Consider the following 21,183-nt stretch of genomic DNA (forward strand, 5'->3'; position numbering starts at 1 on the left):
TGTGCATCTCTCCGGTATGCGCATTTGCAGTCGAGGTGGGAATCTGCGGCATTCACCGTGGATAATCGCAGCTTCGGGCTTTCTTTTTGACTCGACGCGCGCGCTCGGACTACGATGCGATACGCACATGCGCAGAAAAGCTCATCTTCCGAGCTCGTTCGTTACACCGGCTGCGACTATCCTGTTGTCGCTTCTCTTGACATGCATCACGTCGACTCCTGCCCACGCGCTGCCGCACCGGGAAAACCACGCTATTCACAAGGAAATTGAGACGCTCGAGGAAGAATGGCGGCAGGCCGTCATCTCGAACGACGTCACGCGCATGGATCACCTGCTGGCTGACGACTACATCGGCATCAGCGCCAACGGCACGGTAGAAACCAAGACCCAGGCGCTGGCCCAACGCAAAGCCGGTACCGTCGTCATCACTAAGCTGGATATTGACGATGTCAAAGTGCGCCTCTACGGCGACACGGCCGTCGTCACCTCGCAGGCCGAATTGCAGGGCAGCAATGGCCACGCCGACATCGGCGGCCGTTACCGCTATACCCGCGTCTACAACCGGCGCTTCGGCCAGTGGAAGATCGTGAGCTTCGAAGCCAGCCGCATGCACGACGCCGACGCCCGCGCCAAGAACTAACCCCTCTTATTGCGGCGGCGCGTAATAAGGCAGCTTGTCGTTCCGCTGCTCGGCGCGCTTCACCGTGATGTCATCCATCAGTAGAGACGGGGCAAGCACTGTCGCGGGTGGATCGGCCGGAATATTGTCCACGTAGGTGTCGCTGCCTGCCGCACGGATTCCTGAACGTAACGTACGCTGATCCAAATCATCGAGCGAGCCGCCCCGGACAAGCTCACGCTTTCCAGAGGCAACATCGATGCGATAGAGCAGCCGAGGCGTCAGCTCCGGCCCGAAGGTATCGACGGCGTAGACCTTGTCCAGCCCTTCGTCTTTGCCGAGAGCAGCCAGCTTCTGCTTCATCTCGTCGGCTGAAGAAGGCCTGGTCGACTCCACATGCAGCACGCCGATCATGGGGTGCGCCGCACCACCGATCGATGCCCTGCCATGGCCATTCGAATTCGGAAAATCCTTTACCGGCTCGCGCCCAATAACGTAGTTCGCCAGCTTGCCCTGGTCGACAACATCGACCGTTTTCGCCGGAACACCCTGATCATCGATGTTGTACGAGCCGAAGAGGCCTTTACCCTCGAAGGTGGCCATCGCCGGATCGTCTGTGACCTTGAAAAATTCAGGAAGCACACGGGTCTGGTAGCTCGACTGGTATGGGCCGCGTGTGCGTGCTGTCGTTCCCGTTTCGGGACGCACCGCAGCGATAGGATCGGCAAAGAGTTCCGCAAAGAGGTCCGCAGAGGCGTCGCCCGAGAAGAGCACAGGGCCGTGGTACTCATCGGCGATCACCGGAGCATCGTGCAACTGGTGCAGCGAACTCAGAATGCCGAGCACACCAGCGTGCAGCTTCTCCGCGGAATCAAGCTGCGCCGCCGTGAGTCCTGTTGTCGCATAGCTGCGCTCGAGGCGCATGCCGTCCGGAGCCTGCCCGCCGACGGTGACCATCACCATGTACTGCGAGGACGCCTTCCGCAGGATTGTGCCTTCACTGTTGACGATGTAGCGATTCTGCGCGCGGGCGCTCATGCGCCCACTCGAATACTGCACTTCCTGCGCGAAGGCCTGTGCCGATTTGTCGCTGCGATAGAGACCTGTCGCTTCGACCAGCCGCTTCGACCACGCATCTTCATCGACTGCGAGCTTCGTTACCGGCTCGAGCGAAACCACCGGCTTTTCTTCGGAGAAATCGTTCGCCGACGGAGGCGTCTGCACCGACTTGAGCGCCGCCTGCTTCTGCGTGTATTCCCGCAACGCCGACTTGTAAGCCGTATCGGTTGCCGACCAGAGCGCATAGCGCAGGGCTATGGGATCGTTTTCCGTCGAGGCCAGCTGCACCGATCCGTCGCCGCGGCCATTCGCTCCAGCTGAGCTGTCCATCTTGTAGTCGCCCACGCGAACCACGACCCTTGCGATGCGGTGATGTTGCTCGTTCTGGCCGGTCAGCGCTCCGTAGGAAGCCTGCGCGTCGAACTCGGTCACGTCGTCGATGCGGTACTCGATGAAGAACGGCTTTTCGAAGCCCTGCAACTGGAGACTCTGCCGGCTGCGATCCAGCTCGGCGAGCATGGCCTTCAGCACCGGATCCTTCTGCGCATCGGCAGCCGTACCCTGGGCAAACCCGGTTGCCGTGCAGGCAAGCAAACCTAAGGAGAGTAGATGGCGGATCGATTTCATTTCTGACCTCCTTCGGCGGTCGGCGGAGGCAGAATCGGTGGCCGCGCCGTGCCCTGCTGCTGGCGTTGCGTCTCAATCTCACTGACCAGCATGGCTGGTGCGATGGCCGACACAGGGATGCTGCCGGACTCCGCGCCGCACTCGCCGTTGAAGACCTCGCGGGTGTCGCTGGTCGCGACAATACGATTCAGAGCTGCCTGTGGCGTTCCGACGATACTCACGCCGCGCACCAGCTCATCGGGACGGCCATCGGTATACACCCGATAAACGACCAGAGGAATCACCTGGAAGGCTTGCGGAGCACTGCGCGTGGTAACAGCGAATCCGGAAGAAATGTCTTCGAAATACAGCCCGTAAGGCTTGTTCTGCTTCTTCGCCTCTTCGATCAGCATCTTGCGCAGTTCGGCATTCGAGACCGTCTTGGTCGAGGTCACGATCAGGTTGCCCTGCCGCCCGGTGGGAATGCGGCCGATCTGCGAGCGCCCGTGGCCGTTGGAGCTGGAGACGCTGGCAATCGGCAGGCGCGACATCAGGAAGGTCTTGAGCACGCCCTTTTCGATCAGGTCGACCTTCTGCGCACGCTGCCCTTCGTCGTCGTAGTTGTAGTAGCCGCTCAGGTAGGTTCCGTCGAAGGTGGCCATGGTCGGGTCATCGGAGACGGAGAGAAAATCAGGCAGGATGGGCTTGCCGAGATCCTTGGTAAAGGTCTGGCCTTCCTGGTCGCCGCGCTGCCGTTGGCCCTCCAACCGGTGCCCGAGCACCTCGTGAAAGAAGACAGCAGCGGCGCGTCCTGAGAGCAGTGCAGGTCCATCGAAGGGCTGCGTCACCGGGGCATTCCGCAGGTCTTCGAGGCTCGCGGCCAGCTTGCGCATGGCGGCTTCGAGCTCCTTCTGCGAAGGCAGGCCATCGGCGGTCTTCGCCTCGAAGGTCTGGGCGCGGTAAAGATCCATGCCGTCGGCGGCGCGAGTGCTGGCAAATACGATCAGCCGTGTCAGCTCATGCGGCGTGACGATGCGCGAGCCTTCTGAAGAGACGAAGTACTCCGTCTGCGCCTGCACGTTGAGCATGATGTAGTTCGAGTAGACATGCGGGTAGTCGCGGAAAACCGCCGACACCGCCTTGACCCGGTCGTTCCAGGCCTTCATGTCGAGATGCGGCTCGGCCACAGGCTTCGCATCGGTGCTGACGACCGCCCTCTCCTGCGAGAAATCCGGCGAACCGTCTTCTTCCTTGGCGCGAACCTGCGTTTCGGTCTTTACCTGCAGGTAGGTCTGAAGCGCCTGCCCATATCCGGCATTGGTTCCCCACCAGAGCGCGCGTGCCGTTGCCTTGGAATCGTCGTTCAGCGGCAGCGAAACCGTGTTGATCGCCGAGGCGCGGTGCTGGCCGTGGGTGTTGTCGAGCTTCGGGTCGCCGACGCGGATGACTATGTCGGCGGCACGTCCATGGTTGGCGTCCGACGAGAGCAGGGCGCCCTGCTGCGCGGTGATCGAAACTGAGTAGCCGTCGTACGCTGTGTAGCTCAGGTAGTACGGAGGCTGCTGCTGTGCGCCGTCCTGCGGATTGTGTCCCAGGTTGCCGGTTGCGCGCTTCAACTCCGTCGACATGGTATCGAGCAGCGCGGGAGAATCCTGGGCAAGGAGTGATGGCAAAGGGAAAGACGAGGCAGCGCAGAACACTACCGGCAGCAAGAACAACGAACGTCGCAAAGTCATCAGAGGGCTTCAGTCTAATCGGCCCGTGACCGCCGAATCAACGACAGAAATTCTGCGTATCATTCGATCATGTTCCTCCCCGGCGCAGAACACGCCGTTTACACGCTGCCCCCGGACAAGCTGGTGAAGGCCCTGCACTTGAGCCACGCCCGTACGCTCGCCTACTTCGGCGACGCTGCCTGGTCGATCGCTTTTCTCGCGCTCATGGTACGCTTTCGCGCCGGGTCGCGCATTTCGCGGCTGGCCAGCCGCGTGACCCATCGTCCCTGGCTGCAGGGCACGATCGTGGTGCCGATCTGGCTGCTGATCCTCACCGTCGCCAGCCTGCCGGTGTCTTTCCTCATGGAGCGCATGGATAAGGCTTACGGTCTCTCGGTCGAGCCATGGAGCCTCTGGCTCGCCGACATCGGCAAATCGCTGCTGATCAACGTCCCCATGGAAACGCTCGCCGTCGGCGTACTTTATGCCCTGATGCGGCACTCGGCGCGGAGATGGTGGCTGTGGTTCTGGCTGATTTCACTGCCTGTGCTGGTGCTCGGTGTTTACGCCGCACCGATTCTGATCGATCCAGTCTTCAACCACTTCACGCCGCTGGCAGGCAAAGACCCGGCGCTGGTGACTCGCCTGCAGGAAGTCGCAGCGAAGGGGCATCTGGAGATTCCGTCCTCCCGAATCTTTGTGATGGACGCCAGCCGCAAGGTTACCGGCCCGAATGCCTATGTGACCGGCTTCGGCGGGTCGAAACGGATTGTCGTGTGGGACAACACCCTTAATGAAATGCCCTCCGACGAGATCCTCGCCGTCTACGGACACGAACAGGGCCATTACGTGCTGAACCACATCCACAAGGGCCTGCTCTTTTCAGCGGTAACGATGTTCGTCTTCTTCTGGATCGCCTATCGCCTCATGACATGGCTGGCGCCTCGTTTCGGCACGCCGGTGGGCGAATGGTCGTCTTTTGGGTTGCTCATGCTGCTGGTAACCATCCTCGGCTTCTTCGCCGAACCGGTCGGCAACGCCTTCAGCCGCCACATCGAACACCAGGCAGACGTCTACGGGCAGGAGGTCATTCACGGCCTCGTCCCGGACTCCCGCGCGGCGATGGTGAACTCCTTCCAGACGCTGGGCGAACTTTGGCTGGAGGCCCCGACTGAAAACCCCTTCGTCGTTTTCTGGACGTTCAGCCATCCACCCGTCGCCGATCGCTATCGCTTTGCGGAGCAATACGATCCCTGGCGGCCGGGTCACAGTCCAAAATATGTTCAGGCGCAGTAAGCTGTTGGCATGGACTGCATCTTCTGCAAGATCATCGCCGGCGAGATTCCTTCGAAGAAGCTCTTTGCCGACGACTCCGTCTACGCCTTCGCCGATATCGATCCGAAGGCTCCGTTCCATGCGCTGATCGTTCCCAGGCGCCATGTGGACTCGATGGCCGAGCTCAACGCAGGTGAGGCCGATGCCGCTCTGCTTGGCCACCTGTTGGCGACCGCAGGAAACATCGCCCGTGAGCAGAAGCTCGACAAGGGCTACCGCGTCGTCATCAATACGCGCGAAGACGGCGGCCAGACCGTCGACCACCTGCATCTGCATTTGATGGGCGGACGGGCGATGCACTGGCCTCCGGGATAGAGACCTGGGTTTGTCCTTCCGAGCGGGAGAGGAGCCTGCTGTTCCTTCCGTGCGCCAACGTGCCTGAAGGCAGATCCCTCACTTCGCTCGGGATGAAAACAGATGCGGAGTGAGCTGGCTTCAGCTTTCTTTGCGATAAAGCATGTCGCGGATGGCGGTACGGCGAGCCTCGTTCAAGTCGCTGTCGGATTTGTCGATTCCGCCCATCGAGGCGCGTTCCGCCTCGGCTTCTTCAGCACTGCATTCGGGACAGCGATTGGCAAAGCCCGGCTTGTCCGGCTTCAGCTCAAACTCTTCTTTACAAACTACGCAAACTTTAATCGGGAACGGCATAACTCCTCCATTTTAAGAGACGAAAATGGGGAATCTTTCGTTGTTTTTCTTATCCACGGCTGACGAAAGAATTACCTTCGACCAGGTACCGGAGAGGCCGCTCGACGGCTTTGGAAATACCGATACGTGGCGTCTCCAGAATCCCCTCCGGCTGGTAGCCATCATCGTGAATCTGCAGTGGCGATTCGCTGCTGGTCACATCGAGTCCGTTATGTGAGGCTCGGGTGATCCCCAGCGCCTGGCACAGGCGGCCCGGACCGGAGGTCAGCAGCTTCGGCTTCGCCGCATCGGGGAGCCTGCGAAGCTTCGCCATCCTCTCCAACCCCGAAACCGGCTCCAAGGCGCGGATCAGTACACATCCCGCCTGACCCTCCGGCTCACAGGAGATGTTCAGGCAGTGATACATGCCGTAGATGAAATAGACATAGGCAAAGCCCGGCGGCCCGAAGATCACCGCATTGCGCTCGGTCTTTCCCGCGAAAGAATGCGCGGCCGGGTCGTCGAAGCCTATGTAGGCCTCGAGCTCGACAATGCGCCCGACCAGCAACTCGCCTTCGAAGTTGCGGACGATCAGCTTGCCGAGCAGGGCATGGCCGACGCTTTCCGGAGTTCCGAGATAGAAGCTTTGTGGCAGAAGCATGGATGGTCTGTTCGTTGCCACTCCCAGTGAAGCGAGGAATCTGCATCTGCGATACGAGCGGTGACGCAAACGTGCAGATCCCTCACTTTGTTCGGGATGACGAGTTCAACTCTATTTTTTCAGTCCCTTGATCGCCGCCAGCACTTCCTCGGCATGGCCTTCCGGCTTCACCTTGGGAAAGATCTTCAGCAGTGTCTGGTCGGGGCCGATCAGGAAGGTCGTCCGCTCGATGCCGCGGACTTTCTTGCCGTACATGTTCTTGTCGCGCATGACGCCGAACTGGTTGCAGACGGTCTCGTCGGGGTCGGCGAGCAGGGTGTACTGCAGGTCGTACTTGTCTTTGAATTTCTTCTGGGCACGGACCGTGTCGCGGGAGATGCCCAGTACCACCGCTCCGGCCTTCTGCAGCTTCTCAAAGGTATCGCGGAAGCCGCAGGCTTCGATCGTGCAGCCTGGAGTATCGGCGCGGGGATAGAAGAAGAGCACCACCGGTTTTCCGGCATAATCGCTGAGGGAGACAGTATTGTCCGCGTCGTCCTGCAACGTGAAGTCGGCAACTTTTTCGTTGAGTTCCATCAACCTTCCTTTTGCGCCCGGCTGCGTCGCGAATCGCCTCCGGATGCGTCTTATAGATTGTCACTGAAGCAGGGATCGAATGTCACGAAACCCACTGGCTCACTCATTTCTAAGGATTTCCGCCCTGGCCTGCGCTGCGCTGGCGCTGCCGGCGCTCGGCCAGTACCCGGGTCGCATCGATCCCAATCAGTCGAAGCCGGAACCGGTTTTGCGCGCCACGGCTGTCCTCGAATACACCGGCGACCTGACCAAGCCGACCGCCAGCCGTCTCGTTCCGCTGGCTGTGTGGGACGGCGAACGCTATCAGCCCGGCGGCCTTTACATGGCGCAGCCCATGCCGATGGCTGTCGAGACAGGCACGCAGTACGAGCTCTACACGGCTGGCGTTTCGAAGGGATTGTTCGATGTAAAGGCTGCTGCAAACATTGGCGGATCATGGATCGCCGTGGGAAATTTTCAGAAGCCCGTTCCTCCACAGGTGGCCAGGCTTAAGAAGTCGAAGAATCCTCCGCAGATCATCGACGGCGTGAACTACGACGACGGCAAGCCGCATTTTGCACACCGTCCTCCGCAGACGCAGTCCTCAGACGGCAAGAGTTCGTCGACCGACACGAAGTCTTCGGGCACAAGCAATGCTCCGACTGTCGATCCCGATCGCCCAACATTGCACCGGCGTGACTCCAGCGGCGGCGATTCCTCCAGCAGCTCCAGCTCGACCGGTTCTTCCGGAAGCTCGACACCCACAAGCTCCGCGCCACCGGTCGATCCGGACCGGCCCACCCTGCACCGGCCAAATGATTCCGGCAACTCCGGCTCCTCAACGACCGCGAGCAATGCGCCCGCGACCGACCCGGACCGCCCGAAGCTGCACCGTGGCAATTCGAATTCCTCCGACAATGGAGCGCCTGTCTCCGCCACCACCGATGTCGATCCGGATCGCCCTCGCTTGCGGCGCGGACGCCCCACGGAATATGAACAACTCGACGTGCCGGCAAATGTGGAGATTGCCAAGGTTGAGAAGGCGTCGCAGAATGTCGAGCTGATTGCCGCGGTCTCTGACGCGCGTATCCGCGAGCCGCATCCCTACGTCTATTCGTGGAACAGTCCGGATGATGCGCAGAAAGCGAAATCCGCGCTCGAAGACCAGGCACGCACGCTGCTGGGCGGCTCTCCCAAGGCAACTGCAAAACCGGCTCCCGCAAGAACCACGCCCCCTAAGACAGCAGCCGCTCGTGCCGCCGCCGCGCGCGCCCGGGCAAAAGCAGCGGCGACGGCGCCAATGGAGCTGCACGACGAGCTGTTCAAGGCCTATGAGCTTTCATTTGGCGGAGGTGCAACCCTGGTCTTCTCGGCAAGCACCGGAGAAGGCGATGCCACGAAGTACGTCACGCTGATCGCGCAGCCGGATTTCAACGGAGTGCCGCAAGTCATCTACAAGCAGGTGACAACCCGGGCGCAGCTCGACGTTCTGCCGCGCATGGAAATCGTGGATGCCGTCGATACCGACGCCGACAACCGGGCCGAGCTGGTCTTCGCCCTCGCCACCTCGACGGACCGCCAGTACGCGATCTACCGGGTCGCCGACCACTCGGTGCAGCAGGTCTTCAGCACCGGCTCGTAGGATTCCGGCCGCTCTTGGTGTTGCCCGGTTGGTGTCATCCCAAACGCATTGAGGGATACCTGATGTGGGTGGACTACAGTTCCGCCTGGACCAGCGCTTCGGCCTGCGCAATGATCTCCGGATCGTCGCCGAAGCCGTTAAGCCAGCGCACATCCGGCTCCTTGCGAAACCATGTGTACTGCCGCTTGGCGTAGTTGCGATGACCCTGTTGGGCCGCCGCAATTGCTTCAGCCTGAGTCATCTCACCGCGAAGAACCGCTCGTGCCTGCCTGTATCCGAGTGCGTCGAAGACACGGGGCGCCTCGCCGTACTTTTCGATCAGCCGGCGTGTTTCTTCTACCAGCCCCACCTCGAACATTCTCGCGGCGCGTGTATTGATGCGGTCGTAGAGCGCCTGCCGTGCCGGATCGGGATTGCGGCGAAGAGAAACAGCCGATGCAGCCGGGGTCACCGCATTCAAACCAATTCGCAGAATCCGGAAACCGTGCAGCGGATCGCGCCCTGACTTCCAGCCTTCCGAAAGAGGTTTTTCGGAGGAAACAGCCACCTCTATTGCACGTATGAGCTTGGGCGCGTCATTCGCATGGATCAACGCCGCAGAGGCTGGATCGAGTCTTTGAAGCACGCGATGCAGCCACGGTGATCCACGCTTTTCAAGCGATTGCTGCAGGCGATGGCGGAGATCCTCCGACCGCACAGGTCCGGCGAAGAGCCCGTCCGTCAGCGCGCGCAGATAAAGCCCTGTGCCACCGGTCACAATGGGGAGATGCCCTCGACCAGTGATCTGCCCGAGAGCTTCGCGAGCCAGCCGGGCGTAATCACCGGCGGTGCATTCCTCGTGGGGGGCAAAAACATCGACAAGGTGATGCGGAACGAGCTGCCGCTCTTCGGGCGAGGGCTTGGCCGTGCCAATCTCCATCTCACGGTAAACACACATGGAGTCGCAGCTGACGATCTCGCCGTGAAAACGCTCTGCAAGCTTAAGGGACAGCGCGGTCTTCCCGCTGGCCGTGGGGCCGAGAAGCACAACCAGCAGCGGATCGGCTACCAGAAGCGCCACCATCCCGGCGGAAAAATGGCGTGCAGGTCGGCGCGGCACAGCGTCACGATCAAAATGACGGCCGCGATCCACAGCAGGCCGGAAAGCTGCCGGCGGCGCAGTTCAGCCTGGCGATCGATCTGGCTCATGGCCTACTTCTGATCGACCGGCTGGATGTTGTAGAGGAAGAAGAAACGCAGCTCCAGGAACGGTCCCTTGAAATTCTTCGGCAGGTTTGGATAGGGCGACGCCCCGGTAATGCCGCCCCAGGCGGCACGATCGAGAGAAACATCGCCGGAAGGCAGCTCGAGCGTCATGCTCTTCACGCTGCCGTCCGGCATGATCTTGAAGCGGATGGCGACGCGGCCCTGCTTGTTAAGCGGCGGACGCGCTGCTTCGGGAATGATCGGGTACCAGGCACGCTTGGTGTCGAAGATCACGCGCTGAATGTAAGGCCCGAAGTCGACGCCCATGGTGTCGCTGAGCACGTCCACGGCGCCGTTCATGCCGGCGTGGCGCGGATCCAGGTTCGCCCCCATATCTCCGCCGGAATCGCCCGCGGACGACGGTGTCCTTGCGCCGCGTGCAAGCTGCTGCAGGTCCTGCCCCAGGGTCGTATGACCGGTCTGGAAATCCGGCTTGGTCGGAGCGGGCTTGGGTGCCTCCGCCATACTCTGCTGGTTATTCGGCAGAGGCTGCGCGGGCGGCGTCGGTTGCTGGGGCTGCGGGTGAGCCTGGGCCTGCTGTTGCTGCTGCTGCTGCTGCGGAGCCGGTTGAGGCTGCGGAGGCGCCGGAGTCGGCTGCTGCTCCTTCGGGGGAGCTGGCGACTCCTTCGGCGGCCCGGCGCGGCGCATTGCCTGCAACTGCTCAAGGGTCTTCTTGTCGAGCGTGGGGTGAGGCGACTGCTGAACGCGATCCTTGTCCGAGATAGCCGGCGCGTTCTTCGGTTTTGGCTGTTTCAGCAGGTCTTTCGGCAGATCGAGATATGTCATCTGCTTTTCGCGCTGCTTCAGCACCGTCGAGGGATCGACCACCTTGACGTTGAAGAAATATTTCGGCCCGTAGAACAGCCACCAGAAGATGACCATGTGGACGATGAGCGCAATCCACACTTTTTCACGCAGAGCCGCCCAGTTACGGCTGCCCTCGAGCTCGTCGATGACGTGCAGGAGGTCGCTGTGATCGTAATCCTCGTAGCGGTTGGGCTTGTCGAAGTTCGGCGACTTCTCGGTCGGCGTGCTCGGAGGACTGGATGGGACTTCAGTGATCGGCATTCTAGGGTTATTGGGGCAACAGGCATCCGGCCCATCTACGCGGCGAACCGCGCATTTCTAAACTTGGATGCCGTTGGGACTTCCTTTATTTTCTCATTCTTTCCCGGGTTCCCGCAGCTATCTTTCGCACACCCGGCGGTGACGCCGGCTCCCCTGGAAATTGCTCGTACAATCAGACTTGCATGGTACAGACGACGGTTATCACTGTGAGCGACTCGCGCAGCCGGGGAGAACGTGAAGACTTTTCCGGACCGGCAATCGCACAAGAGCTGAATGCTCAGGGATTCGACGTAAGAACCACTCTTTCAGTAGCAGACGACCGAAAAGCGATTGAAGACGCACTGCGCGCCGCAGCACTCGAATCACGGCTGGTTGTAACCACCGGCGGCACCGGGATCGCTCCCCGGGATGTGACCCCGGAGGCGACACGCGCCGTCTGCAGCCGCTTTCTCGACGGAATTCCGGAGCTGATGCGCGCCGAGGGCCGCAAAGAGACCCAGTTTGCCGCACTCAGCCGTGGACTTTGCGGGACGATCGCGACCCGGGAAGGCGAATCGCTGGTCCTGAACCTGCCGGGCAATCCGAAGGGCGCTGTGACCTCGCTTCGCATCGTTCTGCCCCTGCTGCGCCACGCTCTTGCCCTGATTTCAGGGCAGACGCAACACGAGGGAGATGCGGCATGAAGCACCTGCTGGCCCTGTTCAACAAGTACAAGCTGATCCTGCTCGCTTTCCTTAAGCCGTTGGGATTCTGGGGAGTAGGCGCAATCGCCTTTCTCGATTCCAGCTCCATCCCCGTACCCATGGACCTGATCGTCGCCGGGTATGTCTGGGGGGATCGCAAACATTTCTATCTTTACGTCCTGATGGGAGCGATCGGTTCGGCCCTAGGCGGGCTGATACCTTACTTTATCGGCAGGGCCGGCGGCGAGATCTTCCTGATGAAGCGGATCGACCGGGCCCGTTACGAAAAGCTTCGCGACCGCTTCGAAAAGCAGGAGTTTCTGGCGCTGATGATTCCCTCGATGCTGCCGCCTCCAACCCCATGGAAGCTGTTCGTTTTCGGTGCTGGCGTCTTCGAGATGAAGGTCCGCGACTTCCTGATTGCGGTCTTCTGCGGGCGCATCGTCCGCTTCACCGTCCTTAGCCTGCTGACCATCCGTTATGGACCGGAGATCGTGCACGAGGTAACCGCCGTGATGCAACAGCATCTCGTGGCGGTACTGGTAGGGCTTGGCATCCTGCTCATCGCCGTCGTGCTCTTCGCCATGCGCAAGAGCCTGCGCCGGGGCAACAACGCGGAGTAGCAATCGCCTCCGCGACGAGCGGATACCTGGTTTACCGGCGATCGAAGACTTCGATGTTGGGCTTGTCCCGGCCGGGAATATGGGTCGTCATGGTAAGAGTTTCGCCGCCTGGAGCTACTTCGACCCGACGGGTGTCCAGAACTTTCCCGTCTATCTTGTCGGTCAACTCGACGGCCCCGTCGCCCAGGCGCCGGCCTGAAGTGGTGTATCCCGCCGGCAAACTCGGGCCTTCGACAGCGTAATCCTTGCCATCGAATTGAACATTCATCGTCATCTTCTGGGCCGGGTTAACGAACGACAGGCCATTCGTTTCATAGGATGAGATCCGGATTTCGTAAGTGGAGTTGACCTCCTCGGCAGCACTCTCCCAGGTGCCCGCGAAGCCGGACCCGCCCGCGGCTCGCGTGTAGGTGTAGACCAGGTTGCTGGTCGAGCCGTCGGCGCGATATCCGGTGAAATGATCGGTCAGCGTTCTGCCATTTGAGGAAAGGTCCCAGATAGCGGAAATAAGCATTTTGCCATCCTTCTTGCGCACCACCTTCCACTGATCAGGGCCGAGGACGGTGACCGCGAGCGTGGTCCCGAAGATTCCCGGCTGGTCAGTGCCATCGGCAACGATGGTCTCGGGATTGGTGGCGGAAAGGTGGAAGGTGTACCTGTTAGGACCGGCAGAATCCACCTTCATCTGATCGGTCAGCTTGCTTTTCGCTGGGTTCAGCTTCCATACTCCGGCCATGGGATCGGCCGCTGCCCAAAGCGTACCGGCTGCCAGGCAAACGAGAAGGGCCGGTTGAAACGATCGCAGAGACATCGCATTCTCCTCAGTTGAGGTGAGCCCAACCGTGGCAAATGCATCTTTCTGGCCAATCGAGTTCGATGTGTCCGGGAAACTTCGAAACGGTCCTCATGAGTGACGTATCGCTCTTTGGGCGTGGGGAAATGCCGCCCGGCTCGGCAAACAGCAGGAGCAGTTGTGGCTCAGGTGGGTCCCACATTGTTCGCGAGTGGGCAGCGCTGTTTCGAAAACGGACAGCGCGGCCTCGCGAGATCTGGCTCGCATGCAGCGATGGTCCCCGTTACGGGGACCATCCAGAGGAAATGGCGCAGTCAGCTTACAGGTTAGGAATACGGCTGTCCTGCGGCAGAAAGAAGTGTCGCGCCGCGACCGGGAGGCCAAAGGCCAGAGCAGAAATCAGGCCGGTCGAGAGCAGATCGTTGCCGTAGAACGGCAGCCCCGCGAAATAGGACATCTCCAGCCCGACGCCGGTACGAGGATAGAGGGTCGGAGCGCTGAGCCAAGCCGCGAAGTTGCTGATTAGAAAGAAGCTCGTGGCCGAAGCAAAGACCGAGGCGACAACCCGAAACGCGGAAACCTTAAAGGTGAGGGCGTAGTGACCGATGAGCATAACTCCCACGTACCAGGCCCACGTCAGCAGGTATTCCCCCACATGGAACGGGTAGTTGTAGAAGTAAACGGTCAGGTAGTAATCCACTGCAGCGAAGAGCACTACCGGCACGAAGAACTGCCGGACGGAGCGGTTGGCTCCGAAGTAGAGCAGCGACGCTCCAACGGCGGTGAAGTTCAGCCACGACGGATGAGGTACGATCCGCGTGAGGATGGCGAGAACAATCAAGAGATAGGCAGACATAAAAACCTCAGAGAAGCAGTGTTGAATGCTTATTTTTCAGGAAGCCTGAGGGCGGGTCAAGCGAGCAACCCGCTAAAAAACTGCAATGCTACCTAGGATGCAACCTTTTGTTGACGATAGAGGAAATTATTTTTTCTGTTCCTTCTGGCCCATGAAGAGCGCTTCCGGCTCGCCGCCTGGCCCGATATAGGCGTACGCTCCCAGCGGGTTCTTGCCGCCCAGGCCTGCCGCAGGGTAGGCGAAACGCAGGTCGCGGAATTCAACCGTACGCCAGCCGGGCTGCATGGGAACGTTCCCGACCGGTGACTGCCCGATATCCGTCACCACCGGCAGCGTCGACCAGTCCAGGTAGACCTGCCCCAGCCAGGATTGCTTTGCCGCCGCCACCGCCGGGGTAACTGGCGGCTTGTACAGCGCTGCGGAGAGATCCGATATCACCTCGTCGCGCAGGGTATTTACCTCGCCCGCCAGATAGTAATTCTTCGTCTCGGCAACGATGTGCCAGTTAAATGGATTGATCGGGTAGGGCTCGGCGTCAAGCTTGATGATCGGCTCGCTCACCACATTCGCGGCGCGATAAATCGACAGCGCACGGCCGCGCTCGGCATTCCGCACGGACCAGTACAGAACGATGAAGACCAGCACCGCGAAGGCCCAGCCCCGTCCGCGAAAGGGCCTGCGGCGAACGCCGATTTCGCGATCGGCCAGCCCAAAGAGCCAGGGCATGACAAACGCGCTGAGCAGGGCGAGAAAGATCAGCGGATCGAAGATAAAGATGATGCTGCGCGCATACCAGTGCGACAGGAATGGGAAGAAGGGACGGACCCCGTAATTATTGGTGTAATCGAGCAGGATATGGCTGAAGTCGGCCAGAAGCGCAAAGAGCCACACCAGCCCCCAGCGCACGGGAATAGCCGACGGCTTCTTGCGTACCCGGTGAATGAGCCAGACGAGCCCCGTCACCGCGAGCGCCATGAAAGGCGCTCCCAGAAAAGTATGCGTGATGCCGCGATGATGCTGGAAGCCGGCCAAGGGGCCTCGAAAACCCCAAAGGATATCGATATCGGGAGCCTCAGCAGCAAGGGTCATCGCGAGTGTAGCGTAGGCAGTCTTACGGTTAAAGCCGGAGCGCCCAAGGCACGCGCCGGTCAGAAAGTGTGTAACCGGTTCCATGGCTCCAGCATAGCCGGAGCAGAGGTAAGCCTCGTCCCGATCTTTCTGGCTAAAATCTCTGCATGAGCAAAGCGGTTGAAAAACAGATAGAGGATTTGCGTGAGACGATCCGCCACCACGAGTACCTCTACTACGGGCTGGATGCCCCGGAGATATCGGATGCTGACTTCGACCTCCTGATGCGCGAACTGAAGTCGCTCGAGGCCGAGCATCCGGAGCTGATCACTCCCGACTCGCCGACGCAGCGTGTGGGCGGCAAGCCCAAAGAAGGCTTCGCCAAGGTCGCGCACTCGCGGCCCATGCTCTCGCTCGACAACGTGAACAGTGAAGACGAGCTGCGCGATTGGGACCGGCGCGTGCGCGAGGCCGCCGGCGCGAATGCCGATATCGGTTACGTCTGCGAGTACAAGCTGGATGGCCTTTCCATGGCCTTGCACTACGAGCAAAGCAGCTCAGGATCGGTCCTGGCCCGCGGCCTCACCCGCGGCGATGGAACCATCGGTGAAGACGTCACCGGAAACGTCCGAACCATTCGCTCCGTGCCGCTTTCCATTTCCGCGACGCGTCTCAAGAAGGCGAAGCTGCCCGGGAACTTCGAGGTTCGCGGCGAAGTGGTGATGCCGATCAAGGCGTTTTTCAAAATGAACGAAGAGCGTGAATCGCAGGGGCTTTCAGCAGCCGCGAACCCGCGCAATGCCGCCGCGGGAACCATCCGCACGCTGGAACCGAACATCGTCGCGCAGCGGCGGCTGGACTTCTATGGCTATTTCGCGCTGACTCCCGATGGAGTCAATCTCTTCGAAGAACAGTCCGAAGCGCTCGAAGCTCTATCAGACGCCGGCTTCCGCGTGAATCCTCACCGCGAGGCCATCAAAAGCTTTGACAAGCTGATGGAGTACATCAACCGCGCCGAGGAAAAACGCAACGATCTCGGTTACGAAATCGACGGCGTGGTGGTGAAGGTCGATTCCGCGCAGTTGCAAAGGCGGCTCGGCTATACGGGCCGCGCTCCGCGTTGGGCTGTGGCCTACAAGTTCACCGCACGCGCGGGCGTAACCCAGGTCGAGGACGTAAGAGTCCAGGTGGGCCGCACAGGCAAGCTGACACCAGTGGCAGTGCTGACGCCGGTGCAGATCGGCGGCACCACCGTCGGCCGCGCCACACTGCACAATGCCGACGAAATCGAGCGCCTCGGCCTGCTTATCGGCGACTACGTTTCGGTCGAACGCGGCGGTGACGTGATTCCCAAGATCGTCTCTGTCGTCGAAGACAAAGACCATCCACGCGGCCATAAAAAGTTCCACTTCCCCACGCACTGCCCTGTCTGCGGCAGCGATATTGTGAAGACCGAGGGCGAGGTCGACTACCGTTGCGTGAACATCGACTGCCCCGCGCGACTGCTCGAAAGCCTGCTGCACTTCGCCTCGCGCAAGGTGATGAACATCGAAGGGCTGGGCGAAGCCGTGGTTACGCAGCTGCTGGAATCCGGCCGCGTAAGGAGCATTGCCGACCTTTACCACCTGGACGTCGAAACACTGGCGGCAGAGAAAAAGACCGACAAGAAGACCAGTACCGGCAAAGACATCCTGGTCGGCGAACTGGTTGCCCGGCAAATCTTCGCCGAGATCGAGCAGTCGAAGAAGAATCCGCTGCACCGCGTCCTCTTCGGCCTCGGCATTCGCTTCGTCGGAGAACGCACCGCACAGCTGCTGGCCGAAGAGTTCGGCTCCATGGATGCGCTGATGGCCGCGCCGGTTGAAGAGCTGGAGCGCGTGAATGAAGTCGGGCCGCGCGTGGCGCAGGCTATCCGCGAATTCTTCGATGAAGAGAAAAACGTCGCTCTTGTCGAAAAACTACGCAAGGCAGGACTCACCTTTACCGCCGAGAAGCGCAGGAAATCCTCCGAGCTCGAAGGACTGACCTTCGTACTCACAGGCACTCTGCCCAACCTCTCCCGGGAAGACGCGAAGGCAAAGATCGAATCTGCAGGCGGACGGGTCTCGGGCTCCGTAAGCAAGAAGACAAACTACGTCGTCGCCGGTGAAGAAGCAGGATCGAAGCTCGATAAAGCGCGCGACCTGGGAGTGAAGGTAGTCGACGAAGCAGGCCTGCTCGATCTGCTGACAAAGTAAAAACGGCCAGCGCAATCTGCGCTGACCGCCTTTTAGCTGATGGCTGGCCGCCTACTGCTTCGGAGCAAAGTATCCCTTACGCACGCGCACCACGTATCGCCGGTCGAGACAGAAGAGATAGATGGGCCGGAAGGCTCCGTCAGCCTTGAAGTCCGCAGGCTTGTAGACCAGCGCGTACTGGCTGCGAAGCTCGTCCTGAATATCCTGGAAGCTGACCGGCATATCTTCAATACGCTTGGGGAAGAAGGCACGTCCGCCGGTGGCGTCGGCAATCTTCTGCAGCGTATCGTCGCCGCGATCACGGCTGGGGCTTACGTTCGTGCTGATGGCATAAACGATCGTCTCGGCGCGCTGGCATTCCTTGATGGCGTCGTCGAGATAAGCGTGGCTCTGGTTGTCATCTCCGTCAGAAACCAAAATCATGGCCTTGCGGACCGGTTCCTGGCCGCGTGCCGCATCGAGCAGCTTGTCGCGGCAGGCGCTATAGACGGCGTCGTACAGCGCGGTACCGCCGCCGGGGCGCAGCGCGGCAATGCCGGTGCTCAGGTAGTCGAGGTTGTTGGTCCAGTCCTGCTTATAGTCGGGCGTCACGTCGAAACCCATAACGAAGCCCTTGTCGGTCTTCGGCTTAACGGTCTGCAGCAGGAACTCGGTGGCGGCCTGCTGTTCGAACTGGAAGCGGCTGCGGATCGATGTGCTGGTGTCGATCAAGATGCCGACACGCAGCGGCAGATTTGTCTGCCGGGTAAAGCTGTAAACGCGATCCGGGGCCTTCTGGTCGTCGAGCAGGGCGAAGTCGCTCTGTTTCAGATCGGGAATGAACTTGCCGTGATGGTCGGTAACCGTGAACACCAGGTCGACTTCGTTCACCTGCTGGGTGATGGTGTACTGCTGGTCGTCAGGATTCTGAGCGCTCTGTCCGTTGGCCGGCGTGGTCTGCGCCGCAGGCTGGGAGGCGGGCAATGCAGGCGCCGGAGGATTGGCGGGAGCGTTCTGCCCGAAAGCGAATGCGGAAGCGGTAAGCGTAAGCAGCAGGGCTGGCGCGAAGCGGAAAACCGTGGGAAAACGACTGTTCATTTGACTGACGCCATTTTACATGGCCGTTTCGCGCCCATCACCCAAATAAAGCTACTCCGTGCGCAGCGCCTGCATGGGGTCGAGCCGGGAAGCCCGCCACGCCGGAACCAGGCAGGCCAGCCCCGCAACCGCCAGCAGAGCAGCGGCGACAGTCGCAAAAACGACCGGGTCGAGCGCTTTGGTCCCATAAAGCAGCGACTGAATGAGCCGCGTAGTGGCTATGCTGCCAATCAGCCCGAGAACCAGACCGAACAATGCCGGCTTCATCCCATCGACCAGCATCAGGCGCAGCACCTGCTCGCGCTGCGCCCCAAGCGCGATACGCACGCCAATCTCGCCCGTCCGCTGGGCAACGATGTAGGAGAGCACTCCGAACAAACCTACCGCTGCCAATACCAGTGACAGCACGGCAAAGATGCTCAGCAAAGTGGCGTCGAAGCTCTCGGACACGTTGTTTTTCCCGATGAGCTGATCATAGGAAAGAACATCCGACACCGGCAGGTTGCTGTCGAGCGCAGCCACGGTCTTCTGCACCGGGATCGCCATCTGCAGCGGGTCGCCCTCCGTATGCACGGCAAGCTGCACGTAGCCGTGAAGGCCTCCATAGAGCGGAAAGTAGACAGTGGGCCTTCCGGTCTCGCCCGGCACCTCACGCACGTTGCCGACTACGCCGATAATCTCGTTCGAGGCTTCGCCCTTTTCCCCCGGCTGATTGTTATTGGCGTCATCCACATGCTTGCCGAGCGGCTGCCGGCCGTGCATGATCTCGCGCACAAACGACTCGCTGACGATCGCGTATTTGTTGTGGCCCAGGCGCTCGTCCGGTGAGAAGCTCCTGCCCTTCAGGATCGGGAGCTTCATGGATTCGAAATAACCGGGATCGACAAAGCGCACCGAGGCATCCAGCCAGTCGCCCTGTTTCAGCGGCGGATCTTCGTGGATCGTGATGGCATCATCCTCGCCGTTGTCCGCTCCCGGCAGCAGTGTCGTAACGCTGACAGCCCGCACGCCGGGAAGAACACGAATGCGATCGATCAGCGTTTCCTCAAAAGCCACCTTCTTCGCCGGTCCCCGATAAGACATATCGGGCAGGCTGAGAGTCATGGTCAGCACATGATCGGTTGGGACGCCGATACTCGTCTCGCAAAGCTTTTGATAGCTGCGCAGAAACAGGCCCGCGCCGACCAGTAGCACAACAGTCAACGCCACCTCGACTGAAAGAAGAGCCCGGCGCAGATGTACGCTGCGGTGTCCTCCGCTGACAGCACGGGACGACTCCTGCAGTGCTCGCACAACCTGCGCTTCGTCTTCGATGAGTGCAGGAGCAAGCCCCGCAACCACTCCACAGATGACAGCTAGCCCCACCGAGAAGAGAATCGCATAAAGGTCCAGATGGATTGCATCGACGCGGGGCAGGTCACTGCGCAGATGAACAAGCCACATGAGCGCTCCCTGCGCCAGTAGCAGGCCGAGAGCTGTTCCGGCAAACGACAGCAGAAGTGCCTCAACAAGCTGCTCCCGGATCAGCCTGCCACGGCTGCCTCCAAGCGCGGTGCGGATCGCCAGCTCGCGCCGGCGCGTCGCCGCACGCGCCACCAGCAGATTCGCAATATTCAGGCAGGCAATGAGCAGCAGGCATCCGGTTGCGGCGAAAAGGGCATACAGAACGGTCTTTACATCCCGCGTCTCCGACTCAAGAAGGGGCCGAACACTCGCAGCGTTGAAAACAGGGCCGTCGGGATGCAGCTTGCGTTCAGAGAGAGAGATCGAGCTCAGGTCGGCCTGCGCAGCAGCAGCGGAAACGCCCTGCTTCAGTCTTCCAATCACCGCGAAATTGTGGGAATCATGCGAATGCATCGTCTCCGGGGCTGCCCAGAAATACACCGTCGTCCACAATTGCACCCGCTGATCGGGATAAGTGAACCACGCGGGTAGAACCCCGATGATCGTATGGGGCTTCGCATCGAGAAGGATGGTGCGACCTACCGCCCCTGGGTCGCCGCCGAAGCGGCGCTTCCAGAAACCCCATGAGACTAAGACTGTCCCGTTTGCGCCGTAGCTGTCGTCCGTTGCATTGAAGAGCCGGCCATATACCGGCCGCACTCCAAGCAGTGGCAACGCTTCTGCCGTGGAGATGACTCCCTGTACGCGCTCGGGCAGTTGCCCATTGCTGGCAGACAGGTTCACATCCATCTGCGTGGCGATGGCGATCTTCTCAAAGCTCTTGTTGCCATCGCGCCAGCTCTCAAAGGTTCCGCCAGCGACCGAGTTGTTGTCGACCTTCGCGATGGTATCGGCTTCATGGATCGCCATCACACGATCCGGCTCCGGCAACGGCAGTGGCTTGAGCAGCACCGAATTCACAACCGTGAACAACGCAACAGTCGAGCCGATACCGAGCGCCAGTACGATGATTGCAATGAGGGTAAAGCCGGGCGAACGGCCCAGTGTCCGCACACCGTAGCGAATATCGCGGAGTAGAGATTCCACCATGTGCCAGTTCCAGTTCTCTCGCGCCCGTTCGCGCAGAAGCGTGGGATTGCCGAAGGCGCGCAAGGCCGCATAACGCGCTTCTTCAGGACTCATACCGGCGGCGATGTTCTCCGCCGTTTGCTGCTCTACGTGAAACTCCAGCTCGGCGAGGAGCCGTTGCGACTCGCGTCCACGGTGGAGCAACATCTGCAAACGCATCCGAAGCTGCTCCACCCAGCGCA

Annotated in this window: 20 protein-coding genes; 7 read left to right on the plus strand and 13 right to left on the minus strand. The window is 60.6% G+C overall.

Annotated features, from left to right (window positions below; genetic code table 11):
- Positions 1-127 precede the first annotated feature (127 nt).
- Complete coding sequence (locus tag LJD29_RS07500; protein WP_446745131.1) at positions 128-640, plus strand: nuclear transport factor 2 family protein; 513 nt, start codon at positions 128-130, stop codon at positions 638-640.
- A gap of 6 nt (positions 641-646) precedes the next feature.
- Here the strand turns inward: LJD29_RS07500 and LJD29_RS07505 are convergent, their stop codons facing one another.
- A complete protein-coding gene (locus LJD29_RS07505; RefSeq protein WP_446745132.1) occupies positions 647-2,305 on the minus strand; it encodes a metallopeptidase TldD-related protein in 1,659 nt (552 codons plus the stop codon).
- Positions 2,302-4,020: a TldD/PmbA family protein gene (locus LJD29_RS07510; protein ID WP_446745133.1), complete on the minus strand. Its 1,719-nt coding sequence runs from the start codon at positions 4,018-4,020 to the stop codon at positions 2,302-2,304. Before LJD29_RS07510 ends, LJD29_RS07505 begins: the two co-directional genes overlap by 4 nt.
- 69 nt (positions 4,021-4,089) lie before the next feature.
- Here LJD29_RS07510 and LJD29_RS07515 point away from each other — a divergent pair, with 69 nt between their 5' ends.
- Together LJD29_RS07515 and LJD29_RS07520 are read left to right on the plus strand one after the other, a co-directional pair.
- Complete coding sequence (locus LJD29_RS07515; RefSeq protein ID WP_446745134.1) at positions 4,090-5,295, plus strand: M48 family metallopeptidase; 1,206 nt, start codon at positions 4,090-4,092, stop codon at positions 5,293-5,295.
- A 9-nt stretch (positions 5,296-5,304) separates the two neighbouring features.
- Entirely contained in the window at positions 5,305-5,649 is a 345-nt protein-coding gene (locus tag LJD29_RS07520) for a histidine triad nucleotide-binding protein (RefSeq protein WP_446745135.1), read from the plus strand.
- A 120-nt stretch (positions 5,650-5,769) separates the two neighbouring features.
- Here the strand turns inward: LJD29_RS07520 and LJD29_RS07525 are convergent, their stop codons facing one another.
- The 3 genes from LJD29_RS07525 to bcp form a co-directional block, all read right to left on the minus strand.
- The gene (locus LJD29_RS07525; protein ID WP_446745136.1) at positions 5,770-5,982 is read right to left on the minus strand and encodes a hypothetical protein; all 213 of its coding nucleotides are present in this window, start codon (positions 5,980-5,982) and stop codon (positions 5,770-5,772) included.
- Between the two features lie 49 nt (positions 5,983-6,031).
- A complete protein-coding gene (locus LJD29_RS07530) occupies positions 6,032-6,622 on the minus strand; it encodes a DNA-3-methyladenine glycosylase (RefSeq protein WP_446745137.1) in 591 nt (196 codons plus the stop codon).
- A gap of 111 nt (positions 6,623-6,733) precedes the next feature.
- Positions 6,734-7,198, minus strand: coding sequence for a thioredoxin-dependent thiol peroxidase (gene bcp, locus LJD29_RS07535; protein WP_446745138.1), 465 nt, complete (start codon positions 7,196-7,198; stop codon positions 6,734-6,736).
- Between the two features lie 79 nt (positions 7,199-7,277).
- Here bcp and LJD29_RS07540 point away from each other — a divergent pair, with 79 nt between their 5' ends.
- Positions 7,278-8,819, plus strand: a complete 1,542-nt coding sequence (locus LJD29_RS07540) for a hypothetical protein (RefSeq protein WP_446745139.1) — start codon at positions 7,278-7,280, stop codon at positions 8,817-8,819.
- A 73-nt stretch (positions 8,820-8,892) separates the two neighbouring features.
- On the opposite strand, the gene miaA is transcribed toward LJD29_RS07540, so the two are convergent.
- The 3 genes from miaA to tolA are packed head-to-tail and all read right to left on the minus strand — an operon-like array spanning position 8,893 to position 11,132.
- Positions 8,893-9,882 carry a tRNA (adenosine(37)-N6)-dimethylallyltransferase MiaA gene (gene miaA / locus LJD29_RS07545; RefSeq protein ID WP_446745140.1) on the minus strand — a complete coding sequence of 330 codons (990 nt, stop codon included), beginning with the start codon at positions 9,880-9,882 and terminating at the stop codon, positions 8,893-8,895.
- Positions 9,864-10,007: a hypothetical protein gene (locus LJD29_RS07550; protein ID WP_446745141.1), complete on the minus strand. Its 144-nt coding sequence runs from the start codon at positions 10,005-10,007 to the stop codon at positions 9,864-9,866. Before LJD29_RS07550 ends, miaA begins: the two co-directional genes overlap by 19 nt.
- A 3-nt stretch (positions 10,008-10,010) precedes the next feature.
- A complete protein-coding gene (gene tolA, locus LJD29_RS07555) occupies positions 10,011-11,132 on the minus strand; it encodes a cell envelope integrity protein TolA (RefSeq protein ID WP_446745142.1) in 1,122 nt (373 codons plus the stop codon).
- Positions 11,133-11,314: 182 nt separating this feature from the next.
- Between tolA and LJD29_RS07560 the strand changes: the two genes are divergently transcribed.
- Both LJD29_RS07560 and LJD29_RS07565 read left to right on the plus strand, forming a co-directional pair.
- A complete protein-coding gene (locus LJD29_RS07560; protein WP_446745143.1) occupies positions 11,315-11,815 on the plus strand; it encodes a MogA/MoaB family molybdenum cofactor biosynthesis protein in 501 nt (166 codons plus the stop codon).
- Positions 11,812-12,438 carry a YqaA family protein gene (locus LJD29_RS07565; protein ID WP_446745144.1) on the plus strand — a complete coding sequence of 209 codons (627 nt, stop codon included), beginning with the start codon at positions 11,812-11,814 and terminating at the stop codon, positions 12,436-12,438. Before LJD29_RS07560 ends, LJD29_RS07565 begins: the two co-directional genes overlap by 4 nt.
- Positions 12,439-12,469: 31 nt before the next feature.
- On the opposite strand, the gene LJD29_RS07570 is transcribed toward LJD29_RS07565, so the two are convergent.
- The 3 genes from LJD29_RS07570 to LJD29_RS07580 all read right to left on the minus strand — a co-directional run bounded on the left by LJD29_RS07570 (position 12,470) and on the right by LJD29_RS07580 (position 15,260).
- Positions 12,470-13,249, minus strand: coding sequence for a hypothetical protein (locus LJD29_RS07570; RefSeq protein WP_446745145.1), 780 nt, complete (start codon positions 13,247-13,249; stop codon positions 12,470-12,472).
- A gap of 301 nt (positions 13,250-13,550) precedes the next feature.
- Positions 13,551-14,087 (minus strand): DUF6580 family putative transport protein, encoded by a 537-nt coding sequence (locus LJD29_RS07575; RefSeq protein WP_446745146.1) that lies wholly within the window; start codon positions 14,085-14,087, stop codon positions 13,551-13,553.
- 126 nt (positions 14,088-14,213) lie between these two features.
- Positions 14,214-15,260 (minus strand): metal-dependent hydrolase, encoded by a 1,047-nt coding sequence (locus tag LJD29_RS07580; RefSeq protein WP_446745147.1) that lies wholly within the window; start codon positions 15,258-15,260, stop codon positions 14,214-14,216.
- 62 nt (positions 15,261-15,322) lie between these two features.
- Here LJD29_RS07580 and ligA point away from each other — a divergent pair, with 62 nt between their 5' ends.
- Positions 15,323-17,392, plus strand: a complete 2,070-nt coding sequence (gene ligA, locus LJD29_RS07585; protein WP_446745148.1) for an NAD-dependent DNA ligase LigA — start codon at positions 15,323-15,325, stop codon at positions 17,390-17,392.
- A 51-nt stretch (positions 17,393-17,443) separates the two neighbouring features.
- Here the strand turns inward: ligA and LJD29_RS07590 are convergent, their stop codons facing one another.
- The gene (locus LJD29_RS07590) at positions 17,444-18,469 is read right to left on the minus strand and encodes a VWA domain-containing protein (protein ID WP_446745149.1); all 1,026 of its coding nucleotides are present in this window, start codon (positions 18,467-18,469) and stop codon (positions 17,444-17,446) included.
- A 51-nt stretch (positions 18,470-18,520) separates the two neighbouring features.
- Positions 18,521-21,148, minus strand: coding sequence for an ABC transporter permease (locus LJD29_RS07595; protein ID WP_446745150.1), 2,628 nt, complete (start codon positions 21,146-21,148; stop codon positions 18,521-18,523).
- Positions 21,149-21,183 lie beyond the last annotated feature (35 nt).

Origin of the sequence: Silvibacterium acidisoli (assembly GCA_022870745.1) — a bacterium.
Taxonomy (GTDB): Bacteria; Acidobacteriota; Terriglobia; order Terriglobales; family Acidobacteriaceae; genus Silvibacterium.

Bases quoted from the DNA above. Each gene is read 5' to 3' on its own strand.
- LJD29_RS07565 (WP_446745144.1), top strand. From the start codon at position 11,812: ATGAAGCACCTGCTGGCCCTGTTCAACAAGTACAAGCTGATCCTGCTC.
- miaA (WP_446745140.1), bottom strand. From the start codon at position 9,882: ATGGTGGCGCTTCTGGTAGCCGATCCGCTGCTGGTTGTGCTTCTCGGC.
- tolA (WP_446745142.1), bottom strand. From the start codon at position 11,132: ATGCCGATCACTGAAGTCCCATCCAGTCCTCCGAGCACGCCGACCGAG.
- LJD29_RS07520 (WP_446745135.1), top strand. From the start codon at position 5,305: ATGGACTGCATCTTCTGCAAGATCATCGCCGGCGAGATTCCTTCGAAG.
- bcp (WP_446745138.1), bottom strand. From the start codon at position 7,198: ATGGAACTCAACGAAAAAGTTGCCGACTTCACGTTGCAGGACGACGCG.
- LJD29_RS07595 (WP_446745150.1), bottom strand. From the start codon at position 21,148: ATGTTGCTCCACCGTGGACGCGAGTCGCAACGGCTCCTCGCCGAGCTG.
- LJD29_RS07510 (WP_446745133.1), bottom strand. From the start codon at position 4,020: ATGACTTTGCGACGTTCGTTGTTCTTGCTGCCGGTAGTGTTCTGCGCT.
- LJD29_RS07590 (WP_446745149.1), bottom strand. From the start codon at position 18,469: ATGAACAGTCGTTTTCCCACGGTTTTCCGCTTCGCGCCAGCCCTGCTG.
- LJD29_RS07580 (WP_446745147.1), bottom strand. From the start codon at position 15,260: ATGGAACCGGTTACACACTTTCTGACCGGCGCGTGCCTTGGGCGCTCC.
- LJD29_RS07505 (WP_446745132.1), bottom strand. From the start codon at position 2,305: ATGAAATCGATCCGCCATCTACTCTCCTTAGGTTTGCTTGCCTGCACG.
- ligA (WP_446745148.1), top strand. From the start codon at position 15,323: ATGAGCAAAGCGGTTGAAAAACAGATAGAGGATTTGCGTGAGACGATC.
- LJD29_RS07550 (WP_446745141.1), bottom strand. From the start codon at position 10,007: ATGAGCCAGATCGATCGCCAGGCTGAACTGCGCCGCCGGCAGCTTTCC.
- LJD29_RS07515 (WP_446745134.1), top strand. From the start codon at position 4,090: ATGTTCCTCCCCGGCGCAGAACACGCCGTTTACACGCTGCCCCCGGAC.
- LJD29_RS07500 (WP_446745131.1), top strand. From the start codon at position 128: ATGCGCAGAAAAGCTCATCTTCCGAGCTCGTTCGTTACACCGGCTGCG.
- LJD29_RS07540 (WP_446745139.1), top strand. From the start codon at position 7,278: ATGTCACGAAACCCACTGGCTCACTCATTTCTAAGGATTTCCGCCCTG.
- LJD29_RS07560 (WP_446745143.1), top strand. From the start codon at position 11,315: ATGGTACAGACGACGGTTATCACTGTGAGCGACTCGCGCAGCCGGGGA.
- LJD29_RS07570 (WP_446745145.1), bottom strand. From the start codon at position 13,249: ATGTCTCTGCGATCGTTTCAACCGGCCCTTCTCGTTTGCCTGGCAGCC.
- LJD29_RS07575 (WP_446745146.1), bottom strand. From the start codon at position 14,087: ATGTCTGCCTATCTCTTGATTGTTCTCGCCATCCTCACGCGGATCGTA.
- LJD29_RS07525 (WP_446745136.1), bottom strand. From the start codon at position 5,982: ATGCCGTTCCCGATTAAAGTTTGCGTAGTTTGTAAAGAAGAGTTTGAG.
- LJD29_RS07530 (WP_446745137.1), bottom strand. From the start codon at position 6,622: ATGCTTCTGCCACAAAGCTTCTATCTCGGAACTCCGGAAAGCGTCGGC.